At 58.3% G+C, this 25,615-nt stretch carries 25 protein-coding genes; 7 read left to right on the top strand and 18 right to left on the bottom strand.

Annotation, left to right across the window (positions count from 1 at the left end; translation table 11 throughout):
* Positions 1 to 9: 9 nt before the first annotated feature.
* The 11 genes from WFM46_RS06885 to WFM46_RS06935 all read right to left on the bottom strand — a co-directional run bounded on the left by WFM46_RS06885 (position 10) and on the right by WFM46_RS06935 (position 7,370).
* Complete coding sequence (locus tag WFM46_RS06885) at positions 10 to 375, bottom strand: DUF805 domain-containing protein (RefSeq protein ID WP_103177134.1); 366 nt, start codon at positions 373 to 375, stop codon at positions 10 to 12.
* Positions 376 to 482: 107 nt separating this feature from the next.
* Complete coding sequence (locus WFM46_RS06890) at positions 483 to 1,469, bottom strand: glutathione S-transferase family protein (protein WP_103177133.1); 987 nt, start codon at positions 1,467 to 1,469, stop codon at positions 483 to 485.
* Positions 1,470 to 1,534: 65 nt separating this feature from the next.
* Positions 1,535 to 1,927 carry a DoxX family protein gene (locus WFM46_RS06895; protein ID WP_168191992.1) on the bottom strand — a complete coding sequence of 131 codons (393 nt, stop codon included), beginning with the start codon at positions 1,925 to 1,927 and terminating at the stop codon, positions 1,535 to 1,537.
* Positions 1,928 to 2,147: 220 nt separating this feature from the next.
* Entirely contained in the window at positions 2,148 to 2,462 is a 315-nt protein-coding gene (locus WFM46_RS06900) for a YqjK-like family protein (protein ID WP_103177131.1), read from the bottom strand.
* Complete coding sequence (locus WFM46_RS06905) at positions 2,459 to 2,857, bottom strand: phage holin family protein (protein ID WP_103177130.1); 399 nt, start codon at positions 2,855 to 2,857, stop codon at positions 2,459 to 2,461. The genes WFM46_RS06900 and WFM46_RS06905 overlap by 4 nt, the downstream gene beginning before the upstream one ends.
* 2 nt (positions 2,858 to 2,859) lie before the next feature.
* Positions 2,860 to 3,165, bottom strand: a complete 306-nt coding sequence (locus tag WFM46_RS06910; protein WP_103177129.1) for a DUF883 family protein — start codon at positions 3,163 to 3,165, stop codon at positions 2,860 to 2,862.
* 29 nt (positions 3,166 to 3,194) lie between these two features.
* Positions 3,195 to 3,563 (bottom strand): DUF1090 domain-containing protein, encoded by a 369-nt coding sequence (locus WFM46_RS06915; protein ID WP_103177128.1) that lies wholly within the window; start codon positions 3,561 to 3,563, stop codon positions 3,195 to 3,197.
* A gap of 154 nt (positions 3,564 to 3,717) precedes the next feature.
* A complete protein-coding gene (mzrA, locus tag WFM46_RS06920) occupies positions 3,718 to 4,101 on the bottom strand; it encodes an EnvZ/OmpR regulon moderator MzrA (protein ID WP_103180990.1) in 384 nt (127 codons plus the stop codon).
* Between the two features lie 4 nt (positions 4,102 to 4,105).
* Complete coding sequence (gene yqjA, locus WFM46_RS06925; RefSeq protein ID WP_059307126.1) at positions 4,106 to 4,768, bottom strand: DedA family general envelope maintenance protein YqjA; 663 nt, start codon at positions 4,766 to 4,768, stop codon at positions 4,106 to 4,108.
* Between the two features lie 350 nt (positions 4,769 to 5,118).
* Positions 5,119 to 5,895 carry a transcriptional regulator ExuR gene (exuR, locus tag WFM46_RS06930; RefSeq protein ID WP_103177126.1) on the bottom strand — a complete coding sequence of 259 codons (777 nt, stop codon included), beginning with the start codon at positions 5,893 to 5,895 and terminating at the stop codon, positions 5,119 to 5,121.
* Positions 5,896 to 6,071: 176 nt separating this feature from the next.
* Entirely contained in the window at positions 6,072 to 7,370 is a 1,299-nt protein-coding gene (locus WFM46_RS06935) for an MFS transporter (protein WP_103177125.1), read from the bottom strand.
* 471 nt (positions 7,371 to 7,841) lie between these two features.
* On the opposite strand from WFM46_RS06935, the gene uxaC reads away from it, so the two are divergent.
* A complete protein-coding gene (uxaC, locus tag WFM46_RS06940) occupies positions 7,842 to 9,254 on the top strand; it encodes a glucuronate isomerase (protein ID WP_159339905.1) in 1,413 nt (470 codons plus the stop codon).
* A gap of 17 nt (positions 9,255 to 9,271) precedes the next feature.
* Positions 9,272 to 10,759: a UxaA family hydrolase gene (locus WFM46_RS06945; protein ID WP_159339906.1), complete on the top strand. Its 1,488-nt coding sequence runs from the start codon at positions 9,272 to 9,274 to the stop codon at positions 10,757 to 10,759.
* An 86-nt stretch (positions 10,760 to 10,845) separates the two neighbouring features.
* Here the strand turns inward: WFM46_RS06945 and sstT are convergent, their stop codons facing one another.
* The 4 genes from sstT to WFM46_RS06965 form a co-directional block, all read right to left on the bottom strand.
* Positions 10,846 to 12,087 carry a serine/threonine transporter SstT gene (gene sstT, locus WFM46_RS06950; RefSeq protein ID WP_336997301.1) on the bottom strand — a complete coding sequence of 414 codons (1,242 nt, stop codon included), beginning with the start codon at positions 12,085 to 12,087 and terminating at the stop codon, positions 10,846 to 10,848.
* Positions 12,088 to 12,384: 297 nt separating this feature from the next.
* Positions 12,385 to 13,353 (bottom strand): TerC family protein, encoded by a 969-nt coding sequence (locus WFM46_RS06955; RefSeq protein ID WP_103177120.1) that lies wholly within the window; start codon positions 13,351 to 13,353, stop codon positions 12,385 to 12,387.
* 272 nt (positions 13,354 to 13,625) lie between these two features.
* Positions 13,626 to 14,624, bottom strand: a complete 999-nt coding sequence (locus WFM46_RS06960; protein ID WP_103177119.1) for a Gfo/Idh/MocA family protein — start codon at positions 14,622 to 14,624, stop codon at positions 13,626 to 13,628.
* A 70-nt stretch (positions 14,625 to 14,694) separates the two neighbouring features.
* On the bottom strand, positions 14,695 to 15,198 hold the full coding sequence (locus WFM46_RS06965) for a YgjP-like metallopeptidase domain-containing protein (RefSeq protein ID WP_103177118.1): 504 nt from the start codon (positions 15,196 to 15,198) through the stop codon (positions 14,695 to 14,697).
* Between the two features lie 85 nt (positions 15,199 to 15,283).
* Here WFM46_RS06965 and rlmG point away from each other — a divergent pair, with 85 nt between their 5' ends.
* Positions 15,284 to 16,420 (top strand): 23S rRNA (guanine(1835)-N(2))-methyltransferase RlmG, encoded by a 1,137-nt coding sequence (rlmG, locus tag WFM46_RS06970; RefSeq protein ID WP_336997302.1) that lies wholly within the window; start codon positions 15,284 to 15,286, stop codon positions 16,418 to 16,420.
* Between the two features lie 82 nt (positions 16,421 to 16,502).
* Here the strand turns inward: rlmG and WFM46_RS06975 are convergent, their stop codons facing one another.
* The 3 genes from WFM46_RS06975 to lsrR all read right to left on the bottom strand — a co-directional run bounded on the left by WFM46_RS06975 (position 16,503) and on the right by lsrR (position 21,294).
* Positions 16,503 to 18,524, bottom strand: coding sequence for an NADPH-dependent 2,4-dienoyl-CoA reductase (locus tag WFM46_RS06975; RefSeq protein ID WP_336997303.1), 2,022 nt, complete (start codon positions 18,522 to 18,524; stop codon positions 16,503 to 16,505).
* A gap of 185 nt (positions 18,525 to 18,709) precedes the next feature.
* Positions 18,710 to 20,290, bottom strand: a complete 1,581-nt coding sequence (gene lsrK / locus WFM46_RS06980; RefSeq protein ID WP_336997304.1) for an autoinducer-2 kinase — start codon at positions 20,288 to 20,290, stop codon at positions 18,710 to 18,712.
* Positions 20,291 to 20,322: 32 nt separating this feature from the next.
* Entirely contained in the window at positions 20,323 to 21,294 is a 972-nt protein-coding gene (gene lsrR, locus WFM46_RS06985; RefSeq protein ID WP_103177114.1) for a transcriptional regulator LsrR, read from the bottom strand.
* Positions 21,295 to 21,508: 214 nt separating this feature from the next.
* On the opposite strand from lsrR, the gene lsrA reads away from it, so the two are divergent.
* The 4 genes from lsrA to lsrB form a co-directional block, all read left to right on the top strand.
* Positions 21,509 to 22,996, top strand: coding sequence for an autoinducer 2 ABC transporter ATP-binding protein LsrA (lsrA, locus tag WFM46_RS06990; RefSeq protein ID WP_336997305.1), 1,488 nt, complete (start codon positions 21,509 to 21,511; stop codon positions 22,994 to 22,996).
* Positions 22,993 to 24,024, top strand: coding sequence for an autoinducer 2 ABC transporter permease LsrC (lsrC, locus tag WFM46_RS06995; RefSeq protein WP_336997306.1), 1,032 nt, complete (start codon positions 22,993 to 22,995; stop codon positions 24,022 to 24,024). Before lsrA ends, lsrC begins: the two co-directional genes overlap by 4 nt.
* Entirely contained in the window at positions 24,025 to 25,002 is a 978-nt protein-coding gene (gene lsrD, locus WFM46_RS07000) for an autoinducer 2 ABC transporter permease LsrD (protein WP_103177111.1), read from the top strand.
* 1 nt (position 25,003) lies between these two features.
* Positions 25,004 to 25,615: autoinducer 2 ABC transporter substrate-binding protein LsrB (gene lsrB, locus WFM46_RS07005; protein WP_336997307.1), on the top strand; the 612-nt coding region annotated here is incomplete at its 3' end.

A 25,615-nucleotide genomic window follows, 5' to 3' on the forward strand; every position in this document is an offset into this window, starting at 1 on the left:
GGCAAACTATCAGTTGTTTAGCAACGGATCCGGCCCAAAACGGTTTTCACCTGGCGTACCGCGCTGGCAGTTGAAGATCAGAATAATGATCCAGCCCAGCACCGGGATAAGCACCAGCAGCAGCCACCACGCTGAACGGTCAGTATCATGCAGCCGGCGAAACAGCACGGCCCAAGATGGCAGAAGTACCAGCAAGCCATACACGGTGGTGAGAATGCCTTCGCCGCCAGCCCGCTCCCAGCCCAGCATCTTGTCGATCAGCCCCAGCACGCAGATCAGAATGAAGTTCACCAGGGTGAACATCCAGAACTCTTTGCGGCGGGCGCGCCCTTTGAACCCAATATAATTTCGAAGTACTTTCAGATACCAGTCCATTTCTTGTGGCCTCCGCAGCAATTAATTATTTGTTTTTTAAGCGATCCACTAAAGCATAGACGGGAATAAAAGGGGGGTAAAGGGCGCCAGAAAAGCGCCCCTGAGGCTTAGCCAAAGCGGACGTCGCGCCCGTGCGGTTCGTTCAGATCCTGCCACGGGCCAATGGAGATAATGCCCGTCGGATTAATGGTTTTATGGCTGCGATAGTAGTGGTTACGGATATGGCCAAAATCGACCGTCTCCGCAATCCCCGGCATCTGATAGATGTCGCGCAGGAATCCGTGCAGGTTGAGGTAATCGCTGATCCGGTGTTTGTCGCACTTGAAGTGGGTCACGTAAACCGGGTCAAAGCGCACCAGCGTGGTCCAGAGGCGGATATCGGCTTCGGTCAGCTGGTCACCGGTGAGATAGCGGTGCTGGCCGAGGATCTGCTCCAGCCGCTCCAGCGAGGCAAAGACATTGGTCACCGCTTCGTCGTAAGCTTCCTGGCTGGTGGCAAACCCGGCCTTATAGACGCCGTTGTTCACGTTGTCGTAGATCCAGCTATTCAGGTCATCGATCTTATCGCGCAGCGCGGGCGGATAAAAATCGCCTGCCCGGGCGCCGTGAGCATCAAACGCGGTGTTAAACATGCGGATGATCTCGGCCGACTCATTGCTGACGATGGTCTGATTTTTCTTATCCCACAGTACCGGAACGGTAACGCGGCCGGTGTAGTGGGGATCGGCGTGCAGGTAGAGCTGGTAGAGAAAATCATGGTGATAGAGCGAGTCGCCGGTCGCCGCCGGGAAATCATCGCCGAAAGTCCAGCCGTTCTCCAGCATCAGCGGATGCACCACCGAGACGGGGATCAGCGCTTCCAGCCCCTTCAGGGCACGGACGATCAGAGTGCGATGCGCCCACGGACAGGCCAGAGAAACATAGAGGTGGTAACGATCTTTCTCAGCCGCAAAGCCGCCTTCGCCGCTCGGGCCAGGCGCACCGTCGGCAGTGAGCCAGTTACGGAAGGCCGAAACAGAACGTTTGAAACGCCCCCCGGTTGATTTGGTGTCATACCAGGTATCCTGCCAGACGCCGTCTACGAGTTGTCCCATCTATTCCTCCTTAGATAGCAAAAGCGAGGAGAGATCCCCTCGCTTTTTGATTCAGTATAGCGTGCTTACCACTTCTTATTCAGGACGCGGTCAATACTGAACGCGCCAGGACCGGTGATAGCCAGCAGCAGATAACCGCCTGCGATAGTCAGGTTTTTCATGAACATCAGAGAGTTCACCCCTTCCGCAAAGTTGCTGTGGAACAGGAACGCGGTCAGCAGTGTGAAGCCTGCGGTGAACAGTGCGGTAGTCCGGGTCAGGAAACCGAACAGAATGGCCAGGCCACCCCCCAGTTCAAGCAGAATGGTCAGCGGCAGCAGGAACCCCGGAACGCCCATCGCTTCCATATACTGTTGCGTACCGGCGTAACCCCCGATTTTGCTCCAGCCAGCGGTAATAAACAGGATTGGCATCAGAACGCGCGCTACCAGTACACCAACATCTTCTAATTTTTTCATCTTACTCTCCAGGGAACCACTTGGGCTGTAAATACTATTTATTGTGCAAAATCGGGCGTATGCCGCGGTCTCGCTGTCGATGGAGAGAATCATAAACGGGGCGAATGGGGATTGTTAGCAAGGAAAACTGTCAATCTTTATCAAAGATATTGAGTAATAAGAAGGGAAGGATAAAAGTAAAGCGCCAGGAGGCGCTTTACAGGGTGAGGCAGGGTAAACGTCAGCGGGTTTCTTGTTTGCGGAGCTGCTGCTGGGTAAGGGTGGTTTTAATCATCTTCCACGCGCTCCAGATGCCCAGACCGCGGCGCGCCCAGCGGATCAGCATATTCGGATGGCGCACGGCCCTCACCGCCAGAATGCTGCTCCCTATCAGCGCCCATGCCCGCAGGTTCAGAAACATATTCCACCCGCGGTCATAGCTGTGCGTGGCTTCCAGCCAGTCACGGCTGCCAGCCGACAGATCCAGCCGTTGCTGCTGGATCTGGCTCAGCAAAAATGCCTTTTCTCGCTCACGTTCCGCTCGGCTTCTGCTCACTTTTTGTCATCCTCCAGCAGTGACCGGTCGTTGGCGAGTTCCTTACGGGTATGATGTAGCAGGGTCGACTGGCGCACTTTGCGCATCGTCCATATTCCCCCTATCAGAGCAGCAAGCAGCAGCACCACGGTGGTGCCAATCATCACATTAAGACGATACTGCGGATCGACTGCCCAGATAATCAATACCATCAGGCTCATCAGGCCAAAGGCGGCGAAGAGCATGGTCAACCCCAGCATCAGTAGCAGCTGGAAGAGGTTCGCTTTCTCTTCTTCCAGTTCAACCACTGCCAGCCGGATACGCGTCTCTGCGATGCCGACGAGAGTAGTCAAAATCCGCTGTCCGATACCGAGAACGTTTTTTGCGGGCCCTTGTGGTTGACGTGAATCTTCCATAATTAACGTCGCGTAAGCAGCATGCCGATGACAACGCCAACCGCAGCACCGATACCTACGCCGGCCCACGGATTCTCACGCACATACTCATCAGCGCGCGCGGCAGCCTCACGGGTCTGTTTAGCCAAAGCATCGCTGGTTTCGCCCAGACGATAGCGGCTTTCGTGCAGGGCCTGCTCCGCTTTATTACGCAGTTTGCTCAGCTCTTCTTTCGACTTATTGCCAGAGGAGCTCAGTACCTCTTCCAGGGTATCCGCCAGGGACTTCAGTTCAGCGCGTAAATGGTCTGACGTGGTATCTTTTGACATGATTCTCTCCTGTTACGATGTCCGTTAAATCAGTAATCGCGAGACTCCAGCGCTTTCAGTTCGTTCTGCGCTTCTTGCAGTTTCTGCTCACGTTTGGCAACTTTGTCTGCATCGCCTTTCTCCTTTGCCTCCGCCAGATCCCGGCGGCGTTCAGCAATTTCTTCTTTCTGTTCGGCAATTTTGTGCTGATGATCGGCACGCAGTTTGCTATCAGAACAGTTAGCTTTAACTTCGCTCAGCGCTTTATTCAATCCATTGATTCTGCTCTGATTGTTATGCTTTTCAGCGTAACTGATCTCGCGTTGAATATCCTGTTCCTTCTCCTGACAAAGAGACGAAGCGAACGAAGCTGTGCTCAAAGAAAAAAGGGCGAGGCCCAGGGCGATGCGGTAATTCATTGTTGAAACCTTCCATTGTTTTCGACGTAACCTGCGGAAATGTCGAATTCCAGAGTCGTGCGGAGTACGTGTGAGAGGTGCTCCGCGTACTTAAGCATAGTAAGTAAACGGGGATATCACCAAAGTAAGTGAAAAGATTCAGAATAGTGGAAATTTAGCCTAACAGACGCGATGTATCACGCAGACGGGTCAGCCAGACCACCGCCTGATTGTCATTATCCTGTTGAGCAATGATATAGCCATGCGGCAGGCTGCGATCGAGCACCTTTTTCGCAGCAGCGCTCTGTACGCTGGAGTCGAAGGTGATCAGCAGCACATCTTTCTGCGGGGTAATACTTTTGAACTGAATACCGTTGGCATCCAGGTGATGCCAGATGGAGAAACCATCCGGCATGCTGACGCCCTGATTGACCGCGCGGATCGCCAGCGTCGATTCCTGTTTTTGCAGCGCCGCCCAGGCCAGCAGCAGGGCGCTGAACATCACCAGCGCGACCATGGCGTAAGAGAGACGGCGCATTGACGCGTTAGGATTGGCCATGTCGTTAGCCCTGACTTCCATGTTTTTTCTTCCAGAGAACCACCAGCGAACCAATCAGCCCGAACACCAGCAGCACGACCGGCAGCAGCATCAGGCAGGACATCAGCTGATCTTCATATTTCAGGAACACCGGCGTTTTGCCAAGCAGATAACCCAGTGTGGTAAGGATCAGCACCCACAGCAGGCCGCTCATCCAGTTAAAGAACTGAAAACGCGTGCTGCTAAGGCCGGAAAGACCGGCAATGGTTGGCAGCAGGGTGCGGACAAAGGCGATAAAGCGGCCCACCAGCAGCGCGGAAAGCCCGTGCTTGTGGAACAGGTGATGCGCCCGTTGATGATAGTGTGCCGGCAGGTGCGATAGCCAGTTCTGCACGATACGCGTATTGCCAAGCCATCGCCCCTGGATATAGCTCAACCAACAGCCGAGGCTGGCGGCAATGGTCAGCAGCAGGACGGTTTGCGGAAATTGCATTGCTCCTTTTGCGCACAGCACGCCAACCAGCACCAGCAGACTATCGCCAGGCAGGAAAGCGGCAGGAAGCAGACCGTTTTCAAGAAACAGAATCATAAACAGGACAAAATAGAGCATGCCAATCATGGACGGATTGGCCAGCGTTTCGAAATCCTGGGCCCATAAGGCATTAAGTAGTTGGGTCAAAAGTTCCATTCAGTGTTCCTGGAAAGCGGTTAACGACGCACCTGTCAACCGGGTCAAACAGCACGGCGACATTTTTTATAATTTCATTATGGTCGCTCGCGGACACAGTGTGTGGCCAAACTGTTCCCTGTTAAATGGCTAAGTAAGCAAGCACTAACTAACAAGCTAAACGGCAAATTGCATCTAATTGTAACAAACGCCAATGGGATCCGTCACAGTATTTGCATGTACCGCAGATAGATTTTGTCTTAACCCAGGGAGGAGACGCGAGGCTATTTACAAAGGCTGACACTATATATGTTTACTTACCCACCGTGGCCGGAAGGCGCAGCGAAGCGCCTACCGATGCGTGAAGAAAACTATTTTGCGTGACTGACGGCGCTATCGAGGTGAACCACCGGATTCTCAGCAAAAAGATAGCGGTCGGCGTTAAATTCGAAGTCGTCGCTGGTTTCATTGAACAGCATCTGTTTGGTGTTTTCGAGATGCTGCCACATCGCCACTTTTGCCGCATGCGGGTCTTTACGAATCAGTGCCTTAAGGATTTGATCGTGATCGTCACACCAGTTATCCACGGTGCGGGAATCGATATGATCGTGCAGTTTTTTCCAGTACGGGTTATGAACGCGCTGAGTCCACATTTTTTCGACGATTGCCGCAAGCGCACTGTTTTGCGTCGCCAGCGCCACCTGGACATGAAACTGCAGGTCCCATTCGGAGTCGCGGAAGCATTTCTCTTTACGCGCGTTGTCCTGGATCTCCATCAACTTCATGATGTCCTGCTTGGTCACCTGCGTCGCCGCGAACTCGGCGATATTACTCTCAATAAGCTGACGAGCCTGGAGCAGCTCAAAGGGGCCGTAATTGGCAAATTCCAGATTTTCGTCCGGGGCCGGGGAGTGTTTTGGCTGGCTGGAGATAACATGAATGCCGGAACCTTTACGCACTTCAACATAGCCTTCCACTTCCAGCATGATGATGGCTTCACGAACCACGGTGCGGCTTACGCTCTTCTCATCAGCGATAAAACGCTCGGCAGGTAACTTGTCGCCTACCAGATAAACGCCTTGCTCGATGCGCGATTTCAGCTCTGCAGCAAGTTGCTGATAAAGACGACGGGGTTCGTTGATTTCCATATGCGCTCCAGGCAAGGTATGGCTAATGATTTGTTATACCACTTTTACCCCTTTGTCTCCAGATTTGACCCGCAAAAAAGCCGCTCGGGAGCGGCTTTTATATACCAGGCTGCGCTTCGCTTGCGCGCCCTGCGGTTTAGTAGGCCGGGTAAGCGAAGCGCCACCCGGCAATAAATCTAGCTCTGAGTCGCGGGTCTTCCAACGGACTCTTGCAACAGCTCCTCTGCGGACTTGCTTTTCAGCACCGTCCAGATAAGCACTGCACCCAGCAGGTCGAAGATAGCCAGTACCGCGAACAGCGGGCTAAAGCCGATGGTGTCAGCCAGCGCACCGACCACCAGGGCGAACAGGGTGCTGGCGGTCCAGGCTGCCATCCCGGTCAGGCCGTTAGCGGTCGCCACTTCATTACGACCGAAGACATCAGAAGAGAGGGTGATCAGCGCACCGGAGAGAGACTGGTGAGCAAAGCCCCCGACGCACAGCAGCGCAATCGCGACATACGGGCTGGTGAACAGACCAATCATCCCCGGGCCAATCATCAGTACGGCACCCATGGTGACAACCATTTTACGGGAGACGATCAGGTTCACGCCGAACCAGCGCTGGAACAGCGGTGGCAGGTAACCCCCGACGATACAGCCCAGGTCTGCGAACAGCATTGGCATCCAGGCGAACATGGCGATCTCTTTCAGGTTAAAGCCGTAAACTTTAAACATGAACAGCGGGATCCAGGCGTTGAACGTACCCCATGCAGGCTCAGCCAGGAAACGCGGCAGGGCGATACCCCAGAACTGACGGGTACCCAGAATCTGCAGAACAGACATCTTCTTGCCGTTATTGGTCTGGTGCTGGGACTCCTGGCCGCCGATGATGTAGTCGCGTTCTTCATCAGAGAGTTTCTTCTGATCGCGCGGGTGTTTGTAGAAGATCAGCCAGCACATCGCCCAGGCGAAGCTCAGTACGCCGGAGAGAATAAACGCCAGCTGCCAGCTGTGCATCACGATAGCCCACACCACCAGCGGCGGAGCAATCATCGCGCCGATAGAGGAACCCACGTTGAAGTAGCCCACCGCGATGGAGCGCTCTTTCGCCGGGAACCACTCGGATGCCGCTTTCAGACCCGCAGGGATCATCGCCGCTTCCGCAGCACCTACCGCGCCACGGGCCAGCGCCAGGCCACCCCAGCTGCCTGCCAGCGCGGTTGCGCCGCAGAAGATGGCCCAGGTGACGGCGAATACGGCGTAGCCAACTTTCGTACCCAGAATATCCAGCACGTAGCCTGCTACCGGCTGCATGATGGTGTAAGCCGCGGAATAGGCCGCGATAATATAGGAGTATTGTTGCGTGGAGATGTGCAACTCTTCCATCAGCGTTGGCGCAGCCGCCGCTATGGTATTACGCGTCAGGTAGCCCAGCACGGTGCCGAGCGTCACCAGTGCGATCATGTACCAACGTAACCCTTTAATTTTACGCATGTAAAACCTCATCGTTATGTTATTGCCGCACCGGAGTACGGGCATCTCTATGCATTGCGTGAGATGTTTTCAACGGGAGGGCGTAACCGGAAATGCTCCCGGTACGGCCCGAACCTTGCCATAAGTAACGTGCATAATTCGGTATCCTTACCGCTGAGTCCGACGCCTGTGGCACCGGTAATGCATTCCGTCGGCTTATAATTTGCGACGGCAGAACGATAACTTGTCATACAACTTTAAAAGGTGAGTGACATCACAAATGTGTCAATAATTGTAAGGGTAATGTCGAGTCTGTGTCAGGCCAGAGCTGGCGCGGCGTTAAGCGCTGTTTAACACTTTAGATGTAGATTATTTGTCGACGTTTATTGATCTAACTCACGAAAAAATCATCGGCCTCTGGAAATTGGTGTGATAACTTTGCAGCATCTGAACATTGCTGTTTTCTGACGTGCCCGTTAAGAGGATGACGACATGACGCCGTTTATGACTGAAGATTTTCTGTTAGATACCGAATTTGCCCGCCGCCTGTACCATGATTACGCGAAAGACCAGCCGATTTTCGACTACCACTGCCACCTTCCGCCGCAGCAGGTCGCCGAAAATTACCGTTTTAAAAACCTGTATGACATCTGGCTGAAAGGCGACCATTACAAGTGGCGCGCCATGCGCACCAACGGGGTGGCTGAACGCCTCTGTACCGGCGACGCGTCTGACCGTGAAAAATTCGATGCCTGGGCAGCGACCGTGCCGCACACCATTGGTAACCCGCTCTACCACTGGACCCATCTGGAGCTGCGCCGTCCATTCGGGATCACCGGCAAGCTGCTCTCTCCGTCTACCGCGGATGAGATCTGGAACGAATGTAATGAGCTGCTGGCCCAGGATAAATTCTCTGCCCGCGGCATCATGAAGCAGATGAACGTGAAGATGGTCGGCACCACCGACGATCCGATTGACTCTCTGGAGCATCACGCCGTTGTCGCGAAAGACAGCTCGTTTGACGTGAAAGTGCTGCCAAGCTGGCGCCCGGATAAAGCGTTCAACATTGAGCAGGCGACCTTTGCCGACTACATGGCGAAGCTGAGTGAAGTCTCTGATACCGAGATCCGCCGTTTCGGCGATCTGCAGACCGCGCTGACGAAGCGTCTGGATCACTTCGCGGCTCACGGCTGTAAAGTGTCTGACCATGCTCTGGACGTGGTGCTGTTTGCTGAGGCGAACGAAGCCGAGCTGGACAGCATCCTGGCGCGCCGCCTGGCGGGTGAAACCCTGAGCGAGCATGAAGTGGCGCAGTTCAAAACTGCGGTACTGGTCTGGCTGGCGGCAGAATATGCCCGTCGCGGCTGGGTGCAGCAGTACCACATTGGCGCGCTGCGCAACAACAACCTGCGTCAGTTCAAGCTGCTGGGCGCCGACGTCGGTTTCGACTCCATCAACGACCGTCCGCTGGCGGAAGAGCTCTCCAGACTGCTGAGCAAACAGAACGAAGAGAACCTGCTGCCAAAAACCATTCTGTACTGCCTGAACCCACGCGATAACGAAGTGCTGGGCACCATGATCGGTAACTTCCAGGGCGAAGGGATGCCGGGCAAAATGCAGTTCGGTTCCGGCTGGTGGTTCAACGACCAGAAAGATGGCATGGAGCGTCAGATGACCCAGCTGGCGCAGCTTGGTCTGCTGAGCCGCTTTGTCGGCATGCTGACCGACAGCCGCAGCTTCCTTTCCTATACTCGCCATGAATATTTCCGCCGCATTCTGTGCCAGATGATTGGCCGCTGGGTCACCGCAGGCGAAGCGCCGGCCGATATTCAGCTGCTGGGCGAAATGGTGAGAAACATCTGCTTTAACAATGCGCGCGACTACTTCGCTATTGAACTGAACTAAGGCCGTCTGAGGTTGATATGCAATACATCAAAATCCATTCGCTGGATAACGTTGCGGTCGCGCTGGCCGACCTGAGCGAAGGCCTGGAGGTGACGTTTGACAACCAGACCGTCACCCTGCGCCAGGATCTGGCACGCGGGCACAAGTTTGCCCTGCAGCCGATTGCCAAAGGGGAGAACGTTATCAAATACGGTCTGCCTATCGGCCATGCCCTGGCGGATATCGCGGCGGGTGAATTTATTCACTCCCATAATACGCGCACCAATCTGAGCGATCTGGATGAGTACAGCTATCAACCTGAGTTGCTGGCTGAGAGCCGCCAGGCGGCAGATCGTGACGTTCAGATCTACCGCCGCGCCAGCGGTGAGGTGGGGATCCGCAATGAACTGTGGATCCTGCCCACCGTCGGCTGCGTCAACGGCATCGCCCGTCAGATCCAGAGCCGCTTCCTGAAAGAGACTAACCAGGCGGAAGGCACCGACGGCGTCTTCCTGTTCAGCCACACCTACGGCTGTTCCCAGCTGGGTGACGATCACATCAACACCCGCACCATGCTGCAAAACATGGTCCGCCACCCGAACGCCGGGGCGGTGCTGGTGATTGGCCTCGGTTGTGAAAACAACCAGGTGGATGCCTTCCGTGAGACGCTGGGGGATTTCGACCCTGCCCGCGTACACTTTATGGTGTGCCAGCATCAGGACGATGAAGTGGAAGCCGGTCTGGAGCATCTGCATGAGTTGTATGAGGCGATGCGCCATGATAAGCGTGAGCCAGGCAAGCTGAGCGAGCTGAAGTTTGGTCTGGAGTGCGGCGGCTCGGATGGGCTGTCCGGCATTACCGCTAACCCGATGCTGGGTCAGTTCTCTGATTATGTCATCAGCAACGGCGGCACCACCGTGCTGACCGAAGTGCCGGAGATGTTCGGCGCGGAGCGCATTTTGATGAGCCACTGCCGCGACGAAGCGACGTTTGAAAAGACCGTCACCATGGTCAACGACTTCAAGCAGTACTTTATCGCCCACAACCAGCCGATTTACGAGAACCCATCCCCGGGCAACAAGGCGGGCGGGATCACCACGCTGGAAGAGAAATCCCTCGGCTGTACCCAGAAAGCGGGTGCCAGCCAGGTGGTGGACGTCCTGCGCTACGGCGAGCGGTTGAGCACGCCGGGTCTGAACCTGCTTAGTGCGCCGGGTAACGATGCCGTTGCTACCAGCGCCCTGGCGGGGGCGGGTTGCCATATGGTGCTGTTCAGCACCGGTCGCGGCACCCCATATGGCGGTTTTGTGCCAACGGTGAAAATTGCCACCAACAGCGAGCTGGCGGCGAAGAAAAAGCACTGGATCGATTTCGATGCCGGTCAGCTGATCCACGGCAAAGCGATGCCGCAGCTGTTAACGGAATTCGTGGATGTGATTGTGGATATTGCCAATGGCAAACAGGCCTGCAACGAAAAAAACGACTTCCGCGAGCTGGCGATCTTCAAGAGTGGTGTGACGCTGTAGGTGTGGTGTCGGGTGGCGCTAACGCTTACCCGACCTACGAACCAAAATCAGGCCCGGTAAGGCGTAGCCGCCACCGGGCTTTTTTATTAATTACGTAAAGCGTTCTTAGCCAGACGCGCATCTTCAGCCTGACACGCCGCAGCGGTAAACAGCACGTCGGTGGAGGAGTTCAGCGCGGTTTCGCACGAGTCCTGCAGCACGCCAATGATAAAGCCCACAGCCACAACCTGCATCGCCACTTCATTCGGAATACCGAACATGTTGCAGGCCAGCGGGATCAGCAGCAGAGAACCGCCCGCAACGCCCGATGCACCACAGGCGCACAGCGACGCCACAACGCTCAGCAGCAGCGCGGTTAACAGGTCGACCGGCACGCCCAGGGTATGCACGGCAGCCAGGGTCAGCACGGTGATGGTGATCGCCGCACCTGCCATGTTCACCGTCGCACCCAGTGGGATAGAGACGGAGTAGGTGTCACGATCCAGGTTCAGCTTCTCGGCCAGCGCCATGTTAACCGGAATGTTCGCCGCGGAGCTGCGGGTAAAGAAGGCGTAGACGCCGCTCTCACGCAGGCAGGTCAGCACCAGCGGATAAGGGTTACGGCGGATCTGCCAGAACACCAGCAGCGGGTTGATGACCAGCGCCACCAGCAGCATGCAGCCCACCAGTACAACCAGCAGTTGCGCATAGCCCCACAGGGTTTCAAAGCCGGTGGTTGCCAGAGTAGAAGAGACCAGGCCAAAGATACCGATCGGCGCAAAGCGGATCACCACTTTCACTATAAAGGTGACCGCGTTAGAGATATCGGTGATCAGATTTTTGGTGGTGTCGTTGCCATGGCGCAGGGCGAAGCCCAGCCCGACGGCCCATACCAGAATGCCGATGTAGTTAGCATTCAGCAGCGCGTCAATCGGGTTAGAGACCATGCTTATCAGCAGGCCGCGAAGCACTTCCACGATGCCCGATGGTGGGGTGATATCGCCCGCTGCAGAGGTCAGGTGCAGCGTGGAGGGGAACACGAAGCTAAAAATGACCGCCGTCAGCGCGGCAGAGAAGGTGCCCAGCAGATAAAGGAACAAAATCGGGCGAATGTTGGTTTTCTGTCCTTTCTGATGGTTGGCAATGGAGGCCATAACCAGCATCAGTACCAGGACTGGGGCGACGGCTTTTAACGCGCCAACGAACAGGGTGCCGAGCAGGCCGGTGGCAATTGCCGCCGGTTTGGAAACCAGTGCCAGTAAAATACCCAGCACCAGACCTACCAGTATTTGTTTAACAAGGCTGCCCTGCGCCAGACGCGCGAGCAAACCCGGGGATTGCATGGTCATAAAAATTCCTTCAGTGAGATTGCGTTCCGTCCCGGAGATGCTCTCAGGCACTTATATTCCGGTTAGAGGTGTGTGTTTGTCAGGATGAGTATATTGAATGCGCGAAGCCTGGGAAGAGCAAAATGCTGGAATTTACGTACTGCGTCATGTTTTTTAACTGTCTGCTTACATTTTTGCCGGGTAGCGCGTTTTACTCCGCTGCGTGTTGTCATGCCGGGTGGCGCTGCGCTTACCCGGCCTACAAAACCGTAGGCCCGGCAAGCGTCGCGCCGCCGGGCACCAGACCGCACAATCCCCTTACTGGATCTGCCGCTTCTTATCGTTCTGGTGGTTCACCCAGGCGTTGATAAGCAGGGTCACAACCAGGATGCCAAACACCACGCCCAGCGAGATGGCGATCGGGATGTGATAGAAATCGACAATCAACATCTTAATGCCGATAAAGACCAGGATCACCGACAGACCATACTTCAGCATTGAGAAGCGCTCCGCCACGCCCGCCAGCAGGAAGTACATCGCACGCAGGCCGAGGATCGCAAAGAGGTTTGAGGTCAGCACGATGAACGGGTCAGTGGTCACCGCGAAGATCGCCGGAATACTGTCGACCGCGAAAATCACATCGCTCAGCTCCACCATGATCAGCACCAGCAGCAGCGGCGTGGCATACAGCAGGCCGTTTTTACGCACGAAGAAGTGCTCGCTTTCGATGGTGTCGGTCATACGCATATGACCACGCAGCCAGCGTACCAGCGGCTTCTCGCCAATACCGGTTTCATCTTCCTTCGCCAGCGCCATCTTCACGCCGGTAAAGAGCAGGAAGGCGCCGAAAACATAGAGCAGCCATTCGAACTGGGTAATCAGCCAGCTACCGGCGAAGATCATGATGGTACGCAACACGATCGCGCCCAGCACGCCATACACCAGCACCCGACGCTGCAAGGCTGCAGGCACCGCAAAATAGCTGAACAGCATCAGCCAGACGAAGACGTTATCCACCGCCAGGGCTTTTTCAATCAGATAGCCGGTGAGGAACGCCAGCGCCTGGGGATCGGCGACCGCGCGGCCTTGCGTCACGGAGAGATACCACCAGAAGGCGGCACAGAAGAGCAGAGAGAGCGTGACCCATACCAGCGACCAGGCGGCCGCCTGCTTCATGGTCATGCCATGCGCGCCGCGCCGACCCTGCAAAAAGAGATCGATCGCCAGCATGATGACCACAACGATGGCGAATCCTCCCCACATCAGCGGAGTACCGACAGTATTCATACAATTTTCCTTCCACAAAAAAAAACGGCTAACGTCAGAAGACGATAGCCGTTGCGTTTTTTGTGCATAGACCTCGCCTTCCGGCAAGGTCTCACTTACAACAAGAAAGGAATACGCTCACGTATTCCTTTTTCGTTGCCCGGCGACCGGATGCGGTATTACACGCATCGTAATGACGATCCACCGACCAGGAAGTTACTCCCCTTTGCAGGTAACAAAATATGTCAGGCCATTGGTTTCGTCAATGGCCTGCGCTAATTCATTACACAGCTTTACGCGGTAACTTCTGCGTTAAGGCCGTCAGCCGGGAAAACCACCCCCGTCTGGCGACGGATTTCGGTTTGCAGCTTCGCCGTGGTACGGCTCACCGCAAGGCCCGGATGGTTAACTTCCTGGGTTTCGACCAGACGCGCAAACACCTCTGCCTCATACAGCATAGTGTTGATATGCTGAGGCTGCGTCAGTTCCTGAGGCTTGCCGCCGCGCGGCACGTAGCTCAGCTTCTGGCACTCAGAGATCTTCTCGATCACCAGCGCGCCGTTCTCGCCCTGGATCTCGCTTGGCAGCACCGAGTCACTCACCTTGGAGTGCTGCAGCGTCACGCTGAAATCGCCATAATCCAGCACTACCAGACCGTGGGCATCCACGCCGCTTTCCAGCAGGCTGGCGGTCGCCTGCACCCGGTGCGGCTCGCCCCACAGCGCCACCGCCGAGGCGAGACAGTAGAAACCGATATCCATAATCGAGCCGTTGGAGAACTGCGGATTAAAGGTGTTCGGATTCTCGCCGTCCAGGTAGCGCTGGTAGCGCGACGAATACTGGCAATAGTTGATAAAGGCTTTGCGGATGCGGCCCACTTTCGACAGCGACTGCTGCAGTAGCAGGAAATTCGGCAGGCTGGCGGTTTTGAAGGCCTCGAACAGCACCACCTGGTTTTCCCGCGCAAGGGCAATAGCGGCTTCAACCTCATCGATATTAGAGGCCAGCGGCTTCTCGCAAATCACATGTTTTTTATGGCTGAGGAACAGCTTCGTCTGCGGGAAGTGCAGAGAGTTGGGGCTGGCAATATAAACCGCGTCAATCGCATCGCTTTGCGCCATCTCCTCCAGCGAGGTAAAGAGATGTTCGACGAGGTAGTCGTTCGCAAAGGTCTGGGCCTGTTCAAGGCTGCGGGAATAGACTGCGGTAAGTTTATATTTGCCGGTCTCATGGGCGGCATCGACGAACTGACGGGTGATCCAGTTCGTCCCAATGACTGCGAAACGTATCATAAACGTTTACGTACTCCGTAGCAGGGAACCTTTAGCCACTGTAGCACGTCATCATGACAAATCGCGTGCGCTAATCCGCATTACTCTTTAACGATAGATGCGTCAGCCACAGCCGGGTATCAAACTCCAGCTGATGGTACTGCGGCTCCATGTGGCAGCAGAGGGAATAGAAGGCTTTATCGTGCTCCTTCTCTTTCAGGTGAGCCAGCTCATGCACCACGATCATGCGCAGGAACGCCTCCGGCGCGTTGCGGAACACCGTCGCCACGCGGATCTCGGCTTTGGCCTTCAGCTTGCCGCCCTGCACGCGGGAGATGGCGGTGTGCAGGCCCAGCGCGTTCTTCAGCACGTGGATCTTGTTGTCGTACATCACCTTATTGATCGGCGGGGCGCTCTTCAGGTAACGGCTTTTGAGATCCTGCGTATACTGCCAGAGGGCTTTATCGGTAGCGACATCGTGGGTGCCGGGATAGCGTTTTTCCAGCACCGCGCCCAGCTTCTGCTCGGCAATCAGGCTACGAACCTGAGAAAGTAAATGCTCCGGGTAGCCCTGGAGATAAGGAAGTTGGTTCATCAAAAGCCCACATCAGTGTGAAAACGGGTATACTCACGCACCCTTTTCAGGGATAACGCCGAAATTTTACCACTCAGGAGGGCCGATGAGCCACTTAGACAACGGTTTCCGTTCACTCGACTTAAAACGTTTTCCGGAAACGGACGACGTTAACCCGCTGCAGGCGTGGGAAGCGGCGGATGACTATCTGCTGCAACAGTTGGATGACACCGAAATCAGCGGCCCGGTTCTGATCCTGAATGATGCTTTCGGCGCTCTGGCTTGCGCCCTGGCCGAACACACCCCTTACAGCATCGGTGATTCGTACATAAGCGAGCTGGCGACGCGGGAAAACCTGCGCCACAACGAACTCGATGAAGGCAGCGTGATATTCCTCGACAGCACCGCGGATTACCCGCAGGCGCCGGGCGTGGTGCTGATCAAAGTGCCGAAAACAATGGCGCTGCTGGAGCAGCAGCTCCGTGCGCTGCGCAAGGTGGTGACGCCAGAGACGCGCATTATCGCCGGTGCTAAAGCGCGTGATATCCATACCTCTACGCTGGAACTGTTCGAGAAAGTGCTGGGGCCAACCACCACTACGCTTGCCTGGAAGAAAGCGCGCCTCATCAACTGTACTTTCACGGCACCAGACCTGGCCGACGCGCCAGAGACCCTGAGCTGGAAGCTGGAAGGCACCGACTGGACCATCCACAACCACGCCAACGTCTTCTCCCGTACCGGGCTGGATATCGGGGCGCGTTTCTTTATCGAGCATCTGCCGGAAAACCTGGAAGGGGAGATCGTCGATCTTGGCTGCGGTAACGGGGTGATCGGCCTGACCCTGCTGGCGAAGAACCCGGAAGCGAGCGTGGTCTTCAGCGACGAATCGCCGATGGCCGTAGCCTCCAGCCGTCTCAACGTGGAGACCAACATGCCGGAGGCGCTGGATCGCTGCGAGTTTATGATCAACAACGCGCTCTCGGGGGTGGAGCCGTTCCGCTTTAACGCCGTGTTCTGCAACCCGCCGTTCCATCAGAAGCACGCCCTGACCGATAACGTCGCCTGGGAGATGTTCCACCACGCGCGCCGCTGCCTGAAAATCAACGGGGAGCTCTACATCGTCGCCAACCGCCACCTGGACTACTTCCACAAGCTGAAGAAGATTTTCGGTAACTGCACCACCATTGCGACGAACAACAAGTTCGTGGTGCTGAAAGCAGTTAAGTTGGGTCGCCGCCGTTAAGATTGTTTTGCCCGGTGGCGCTACGCTTACCGGGCCTACAAAACCGTAGGCCGGTGCAAGCGTAGCGCCGCCCGGCAATGCTTTAGATCGCTAATGCTAACGCCGTCCCCTGGGCAATCGCCCGCCGGGCATCCAGCTCCATCGCCACATCACACCCGCCAATCAGATGCACCGTTCTGCCCGCCTCGCGCAGCGGCTCGGCCAGATCGCGCTTCGGCTCCTGTCCGGCACACAAAATGACATGATCGACGGGCAGCAACTGCGGTTCACCGCCGATCAATAGATGCAGCCCTTCGTCGTCGATCTTCTGATAACTCACTGCCGGGATCATCTTCACGCCGCGGGCGAGGAGGGTGGCGCGGTGGATCCAGCCGGTGGTTTTCCCCAGCCCTTCGCCAGGTTTGCTGGCCTTGCGTTGCAGCATCACGATCTGGCGCGGGCTTTTTGGCAGCTGTGGCCCTTCCGGACGCAAGCCCCCCACCTGATTCAGGCTGGTATCGATACCCCATTCTGCGCAGAATTCCGCGATATTCTGGCTGGTGGCCTCGCCCGTCTGGCTCAGGTACATGGCGGTATCAAAGCCGATCCCGCCGCAGCCGATGATCGCCACCCGATCGCCCACCGGCGCTTTGTCGCGCAGCACGTCGAGGTAGCTCAGCACTTTCGGATGATCGATGCCCTCGATCGCAGGCAGACGCGGGGCGATCCCGCTGGCGAGGATCGTTTCGTCAAAGTCGGCGAGATCGTCCGCGGTCACCCACTGGTTGAGCCGCAGATCCACGCCGGTAACCTCGATGATCCGGCGGTAGTAGCGCAGCGTCTCGTAGAACTCCTCTTTGCCGGGGATCTGTTTGGCGATATTAAACTGGCCGCCAATCTCAGCGGCGGCATCAAACAGCGTGACGCTGTGCCCCCGCGAGGCGGCATTCACCGCAAACGCCAGCCCCGCCGGGCCTGCGCCCACCACCGCCAGCCGTTTCTTATTCAATGCCGGCACCACCGGCATTTTGGTCTCATGGCAGGCGCGCGGATTCACCAGGCAGGAGGTAACTTTGCCGACGAAGATCTGATCCAGGCAGGCCTGGTTGCAGCCGATACAGGTGTTGATCTCATCCGCGCGACCACTTTGCGCTTTGGAGAGGATCTCCGCATCGGCGAGGAAGGGCCGCGCCATCGACACCATATCGGCATCGCCATTCGCCAGCAGATCGTCCGCCACCTGGGGATCGTTAATGCGGTTGGTGGTGACCAGCTGGATCGACCCCTTGCCTTTCAGCCTGCGGGTTACCCAGCTGAACGCCGCGCGCGGCTCCGGGGTGGCGATGGTCGGAATGCGCGCTTCGTGCCAGCCAATCCCGGTGTTGATGATGGTCGCGCCCGCCGCCTCTATGGCCTGCGCCAGCTGGACGGTTTCCTCGAAGGTGCCGCCGCCCTCCACTAGATCCAGCATCGACAGGCGGAAGATAATAATAAAGTCGCTTCCGGCGCGCTCGCGCACGGCGCGCACCACCTCGACGGCAAAGCGCATCCGGCGTGCATAGTCGCCGCCCCATTCGTCGTCACGCTGGTTGGTGCGTGCAGCGAGGAATTCGTTAATCAGATAGCCTTCGGAGCCCATCACCTCCACGCCGTCGTAGCCCGCCTCCCGCGCCAGCGCCGCACAGCGGGCGAAGTCATCGATCAGGGTCAGGATCTCGTCGTGGGTCAGCGCTTGCGGCTTAAAGCGGTTGATCGGGGCCTGGATCGCCGACGGGGCCACCGGGTTTGGCTGATAGCTGTAGCGCCCGGTATGCAGAATTTGCAGGGCGATTTTACCGCCTTCCTGGTGGACGGCATCGGTCACGATCCGGTGATGGGGCAGCTGTGCCGCATCGTTCAGCACCGCGCCGCCCTCCATCGCCACCCCGGATGGCGCAGGGGCCACACCGCCAGTAACGATGAGCGCCACCCCGTGACGGGCGCGCTCGGCATAGAACGCGGCCAGCCGCTCAGCACCGTCCGGCCGCTCCTCCAGCCCGGTATGCATCGAGCCCATTAACACGCGGTTTTTCAGGGTGGTGAATCCCAGATCGAGGGGGGCGAATAGCGACGGGTAGCGGCTCATAGTCTCTTCCAGTGTAAAATTATTGTTATGTGGTCGGATGAGTTACTAATTTAGCCAGCGGCAGAAGAAAGGTAAAAGCGGGATCGAATGATTGTGATAGATCTCAAAGAACTTCCCCGGTGGCGCTGCGCTTACCGGGGCTACAAAACCGTAGGCCGGATAAACGCAGCGCCATCCGGCGTTTTTTACGGCGCCGTGGCGCGCACCAGCCCCGGTGCCTGCCACATGGAGGTGGTCAGCCCGCTGTCCACCAGCCCGAGCTGGTCGGCATAGACCGCCTGCCACTTCTGCATCATGCCGTCGTACAACGCCCGGTGTGCCGGATTGGGGGTAAATTCCCGGCTCCATTTCACCAGCGACTCTCCCGTGGCAGCCATATCATCATACAGCCCGGCGCCGCTCCCGGCGGCGATGGCGCAGCCCAGCGCGGTAGCCTCTTTTACCTCCGGCACCCGCACCGGCAGGCCGGTAACGTCGCTTAAGATCTGGCTCCACAGCGCCCCTTTCGCGCCGCCGCCGGCAAACACCAGGCTGTCAAAGGTGACGCCGGAGAACTGCGAAATCTGCGCCAGGTTGCAGGCGGAGACAATCGCTGCATTCTCCTCCAGGGCGCGGAACAGGGTAGCCTTATTGCATTTTTCCGGGTCGATGGAGAGGTTAATAAACGACGGCGCAGCGTGATACCACTGCTTAAAGTGCATGGCGTCGGAGAAGATCGGCATCACCCCGTGAGAGCCCGCCGGCACCCGGCTGGCCATCTCCTCCATCAGGGCGTAGGTGTCCATCCCCATGCGTTCGGCAATCAGCTTCTCTTCGGCGCAGAAGGCGTCGCGGAACCAGCGCATGGTCAGCCCGGTGAAGAAGCTGATCGACTCCGCCTGGGCCATACCCGGAATGACGTGTGGGTTCACGCGGATGTTCATCTGCGGATCGGTGCGCACCTGCGGCAGGTTGACCACCTGCTGCCAGAAGGTGCCGCCCAGCACCGCGGTTTGCCCGGCGCGGACCACCCCCAGGCCCAGACAGCCCAGCTGCACATCGCCGCCGCCCATCACCACCGGCGTGCCTTCCCGCAGGCCCGACTGCTGCGCCGCCTCCCGGGTGACGGCACCCAGCACGCTCCCTGTCTCTTTGACCGGCGAGAGGATATCGGCCCGCAGCCCGGCCATGTCCAGCAGCGCGGGCCGCCAGTCGCGGGAAAAGAGATCTAACATGCCGGTGGTGCCGGCGTTAGACGGGTCAACCGCCAGCTCGCCGGAGAGTTTCGCCGCCAGCCAGTCGCTGATCATGGTGATGGTCGCCGCGTTGCGGTAGATATCCGGGCGATGGTGCGCCAGCCAGAGCAGGCGCGGCATGGCGCTCAGGGCCAGGGTCTGGCCGGAGACGTCATAGACTTCAGATTCAAAGCGGTAATCGTGGATCTCTTTGAGTTCAGCCACTTCGCGGCTGGCGCGGGCATCGACGTTGGCGCAGGCCCAGATGGCGTCGCCGTTGCGGTCATAGAGGACAATCCCCTCGCGCATTGAGCAGCAGGCGACGGACTGGATATCCGCCGCGCTCAGGTGCGCCCGCTCAAGCGCCTGGTGAATACACTGGCAGGCCAGCCGCCAGTTGGTGTCGAGGTCGAACTCCATCGAGCCGGGGACGTTCTCCACGCTCAGGTGTTTCCATTCGGCCTGGCCGACGGCTATCTGGTTGCCCTGGAGATCAAACACCACGGCGCGAACGCTGCCTGTCCCTGCATCTAACGCTAAAAGGTAACTCATGAGCTTGCCTCGTGTCAGGCGCAGGGCGACTCTTATCCGGCCAGAGCCAGCACCGCGCGGGCTGTCGTCTCTTCCGTCACCAGGCCATTGATACGGCGACCTTTCAGTGCGGCATAAATCGCATCGGCTTTCTCTTCTCCTCCGGCGACGCCAACGATGGTGGGCAACTGCGCCAGTTCATCGAGGGTGACGCCCAGTAACTCACGGTGGATCTCCAGATCCGATACCCGCTCTCCCTCGGCATTGAGGAAATAGCCCAGGATGTCGCCCACCGCCCCTTTGCGGGCAAACATCAGCTGTTCCCCTTCGCTGATATAGCCGGAGCGCAAGATGGTGGCATCCCGGCGCTGGTTTACGGCACCAATGCCGACCACGGCGGCGTCGGCGGCGGTGGCGGCGAGGATCACATCCCGCACGCTGGTTTCCCGCTTCAGGATCCCGGCCACCTCTGCGGAGGAGACCCGCAGCGGGGCGGGGATCATGCTGACGCTGCAGGCGGCATCCAGCTGACCAATGCCGGTCATATAGGGCCCGACGCCGCCGGAGAGGGTCACCAGCCGCACCTGCTGGGAGCTGATAAAGCCGCTTAAGTGCTGAATGCAGCTCATGGTGGTTTCACCAAATCCCACCGCCAGCAGTTGCCCCGGCTCCAGCACGCCCATTAACGACTGCGCGGCGCCAATCCCTAAGCGCACGCTCATCGCCGGGGTATTCAGGGCGGGCAGCACGCGCACCAGCTTCAGGCCGAAACGCTGCTGAAGCGCGGTCTCCAGCGCCAGACACCCTTCGTAGCGGGAGTTGATCTGCACGCGGATCACCCCGGACTGTCGGCCCTTTTCCAGCAGCCGTGAAATCTTGAGCCGCGGTAAACCCAGCCGTTCGCCGATATCGTTCTGCGTCAGGCCGTCGTGGTAGTAGCACCACGCCACGCGCGCCACCAGTTCCTCTTCCGTCAGTGCCAGTCCGGCAAATCGTCCCTCTTCGGCAACGCGTTTCTCAGCCATATTTGAACTCTTATCAAAATTTAGATCATATGTTCGCTTTGCCGCAGCTTGAATCTGTGAGCCACACGGCAAAACGGATATTCCGGAATGTTTCAGCATTATCGGGATCATATCCATAAAACTGTGATCCCTGCACGGTTGTAAATATAGTTCACCGTCTACGCTTTTGAACGTTATTAATTTCAAAAATCATTTGTTCAATAGCGGAGCGATAATGAGAGCACTGATTGAGGCGCGCGGGATCCAGAAGCAGTTCTCCGGCGTTCCAGTATTGAAAAACATTGATTTCACTCTGCTTGCGGGCCAGGTCCATGCCCTCATGGGCGGCAACGGCGCCGGGAAATCGACCCTGATGAAGATTGTCGCCGGGGTCGAAACGCCCGACCGCGGTGAACTTTCTATTGAGGGCCAGCCTTTTGCTCGCCTCAAACCGGGCCAGGCCCACCAGCTCGGCATCTATCTTGTGCCCCAGGAGCCGATGCTGTTTCCGAACCTCAGCGTGCGGGAAAACATTCTCTTTCGCCTGCCGCGCGGGCAGGCCACCGCCCAACGTCTTGGGGATAAGCTGGAGCAGCTCCAGTGCCAGCTCAATTTAGACGCTGCCGCCAGCACCCTGGAGGTGGCGGATCAGCAGATGGTGGAGATCCTGCGCGGGCTGATGCGCGAGGCGAAGATCCTCATCCTTGATGAACCCACCGCCTCGCTGACACCGGGCGAAACGGAGCGCCTGTTCCGCCAGATCCGCGCGCTCCAGGGGATGGGGGTCGGGATTGTCTTTATCTCCCACAAGCTGCCCGAAATTCGTCAGCTCGCCAGCCATGTCTCGGTGATGCGCGACGGGGCGATCGTGTTGAGCGGCGAAACCGCGCAGTTTGACGATAACGCGCTCATTGCCGCCATGACCCCGGTCAGCCGCGACCCGCAGTTGAGCGACACGCAAAAGCTGTGGCTGGCGCTGCCGGGCAATCGCCGCACCCAGGCGCAGGATTTTCCGGTGCTGCGGGTGGAGACGCTCACCGGGGAGGGCTTTATCGATCTTAGCCTTGAGATCTACGCCGGGGAGATCGTCGGCCTGGCGGGATTAGTAGGCTCCGGGCGCACCGAGTTTGCCGAAACGCTCTACGGCCTGCGCCCGTCGCGGGGCGGGAGGATCTGGCTCGAAAACCAGCAGATCGACCGCGATCCGGTCAGCGCCCGGCTGGAGAAAGGGCTGGTCTATCTCCCGGAAGACCGGCAGGTCTCCGGCCTGTTTCTCGATGCGCCGGTACGCTGGAATACCGTGGCGCTGAACGAACCTTCGCTCTGGCAGCAGCGCAAACGCGAGGCGGCGGTGGTGGAGCGCTATCACCGGGCGCTGGGGATCAAACTCAACGGCCCGGATCAGACCGTGCGCACCCTGTCGGGCGGCAATCAGCAGAAGGTGCTGCTGGCCCGCTGCCTGGAGGCCAATCCGCTGCTGCTGATTGTTGATGAGCCGACCCGCGGCGTGGACGTCTCCGCCCGGGCCGATATCTATGGGCTTCTCAAAAGCGTGGCGGCGCAAAACGTGGCGGTACTGATGATCTCCAGCGACATGGATGAGTTTCCCGGCCTGGCGGATCGGGTGCTGGTGATGCACCAGGGGGTGCTCAGCGGGGAACTGCCGCGCCACGCCGTCAGCCTCGATCGCATGATGGCCCTGGCCTTCGGAGGGCAGGCATGAAAACACTCCTAAAAAACCGCGAGCTTAGCGCCCTGCTGGCGATCCTCGCCCTGTTTGTGGTGCTGGTGGCCCTGAATCCAGCCTATCTCAGTTTGCAGACCCTGGGGATGATCTTCGCCAATTCGCAAATCCTGATCCTGCTGGCTCTCGGCGCCGGGCTGGTGATGCTGACCCGCAATATCGACGTGTCGGTCGGCTCGATTGTCGGGCTGTGCGCCATCGCCGTGGGGGTGGCGCTGAACAACGGCTACGGCCTGCCGGTGGCGATCCTCTTTGCGCTGGCGATCGGGGCGCTGGCGGGGGCCTTCAACGGCCTGCTGGTGGTGGGGCTGCGCATTCCGGCGATTGTCGCCACCCTCGGCACGCTGGGGCTGTGGCGCGGGGCGATGCTGCTCTGGACCGGCGGGAAGTGGATTGAAGGGCTGCCGGTGAGCCTGAAAGCGCTGTCGGAGCCGGTGGCGCTCGGGGTATCGCCCCTGGGGATCGTGGTGCTGATTATCGCTGGCCTCGGGGCCTGGACGCTGTCGCGCACCGCCTTTGGCCGCGATTTCTACGCTGTGGGGGATAACCTCGCCGCCGCTCGCCAGCTGGGGGTGGCAGTCAACCGCACCCGGATGGTGGCCTTCACCCTCAACGGTGTGCTGGCCGCCTGCGCCGGGATCGTCTTTGCCGCGCAGATCGGCTTTGTGCCGAACCAGACCGGCAGCGGGCTGGAGATGAAAGCCATCGCTGCCTGCGTGCTTGGGGGCATCTCCCTGCTCGGCGGTACCGGTACCTTAATCGGCGCCCTGCTGGGGGCCTTCTTCCTGACCCAGATCGACACCGTGCTGGTGCTGTTCCGCCTCCCGGCGTGGTGGAATGACTTTATCGCTGGCCTGGTGCTGCTGGGGGTGCTGGTACTCGACGGACGGCTGCGCCAGGCGCTGGCGCGTCATCAGCGGGCCCTGAAGTACAACCGTTTCCAGCCGGGCAACAAAGGGGGGAAGCACGTCACCCCATTTCCCAAACGCAAAAAAGAGGTGGCGTAGATGAAGCTTAACTGGGAGTGGGCGCTGCTGCTGTTACTGGTGCTGGAGATCCTGCTGTTTGGCACCCTTAACCCGCGGATGCTCGACATCAACATGCTGCTGTTCAGTACCAGCGATTTTATCTGCATCGGCATTGTGGCGCTGCCGCTGACGCTGGTGATCATCAGCGGCGGGATCGACATCTCCCTCGGCTCCACCATCGGCCTGTGCGCCATCGCGCTGGGGGTGATGATGCAGTCCGGCGTGCCGATGGCGGCGGCGATCCCGCTCACCCTGCTGCTCGGGCTGCTGTGTGGTCTGTTCAACGCTTTGCTTATCCACTACACCGGCATCAGCCCGCTGGTGATCACCCTTGGCACACTCTACCTCTACGGCGGCGGGGCGCTGCTGCTCTCGGGCATGGCCGGGGCGACCGGTTACGAAGGCATTGGTGGTTTCCCGGAGAGCTTCACGGCCTTTGCCAATCTCACGGTTATCGGGCTGCCGATCCCGCTGGTGCTGTTCGCGATCATCACCTTTATCTTCTGGCTGATTACCCATCGCGGGCGCTTTGGCCGCCATCTGTTTCTGATTGGGCAGAATCCGCGCGCGGCGCGCTATGCGGCGCTGTCGGTTAACGGCATGTCCTACGCGCTCTATGGCCTGGTGGGGGTGGCGTCGGCGATTGCCGCGCTGGTGATGGTCTCCTATTTCGGCTCGGCGCGCTCTGATTTAGGGCGCGACCTGCTGATGCCCGCGCTCACCGCGGCGGTGCTGGGCGGGGCGAATATCTATGGTGGTTCAGGTTCGGTATTGGGTACTGCGCTGGCGGCATTGCTGGTGGGGTATCTGCAACAGGGGTTACAGATGGTCGGCATCCCCAACCAGGTGTCGAGCGCGCTGTCAGGGGCGCTGTTGGTTGTGGTGGTGATGGGACGTTCACTGAGTCTGCACCGTGAGTGGGTGCGATCTCTCTTCACAAAACTACCCGGAGCGTAAGATGAAAATAAAACTGATGGTGCTGGCCGTAGCATTAAGCGTTGCCTCGGCGCAGGCCGCCGACCGCATTGCGTTTATCCCGAAACTGGTGGGCGTCGGCTTCTTTACCAGCGGCGGCAACGGGGCGAAAGAGGCGGGTAAAGCGCTGGGCACGGACGTCACCTACGATGGCCCCACCGAGCCGAGCGTCTCGGGGCAGGTGCAGCTGATCAATAACTTCGTCAACCAGGGCTATAACGCCATTATTGTCTCCGCCGTGTCGCCGGACGGCCTCTGCCCGGCGCTGAAGCGCGCCATGCAGCGCGGAGTGAAAGTCCTGACCTGGGATTCCGACACCAAACCGGAGTGCCGCAGCATCTACATCAACCAGGGAACCCCGGAACAGCTCGGTGGCCTGCTGGTGGAGATGGCCTCGAAGCAGGTGACCAAACCGGATGCCAAAGTGGCCTTCTTCTACTCCAGCCCGACCGTCACCGACCAGAACCAGTGGGTGAACGCGGCGAAAGCCAAAATCGCCAAAGATCATCCCCAGTGGCAGATCATCACCACCCAGTTTGGCTATAACGACGCCACCAAATCCTTGCAGACCGACGAGGGGATCTTAAAAGCCTAC

Source organism: Leclercia sp. M50, assembly GCF_037150775.1.
GTDB lineage: Bacteria > Pseudomonadota > Gammaproteobacteria > Enterobacterales > Enterobacteriaceae > Enterobacter.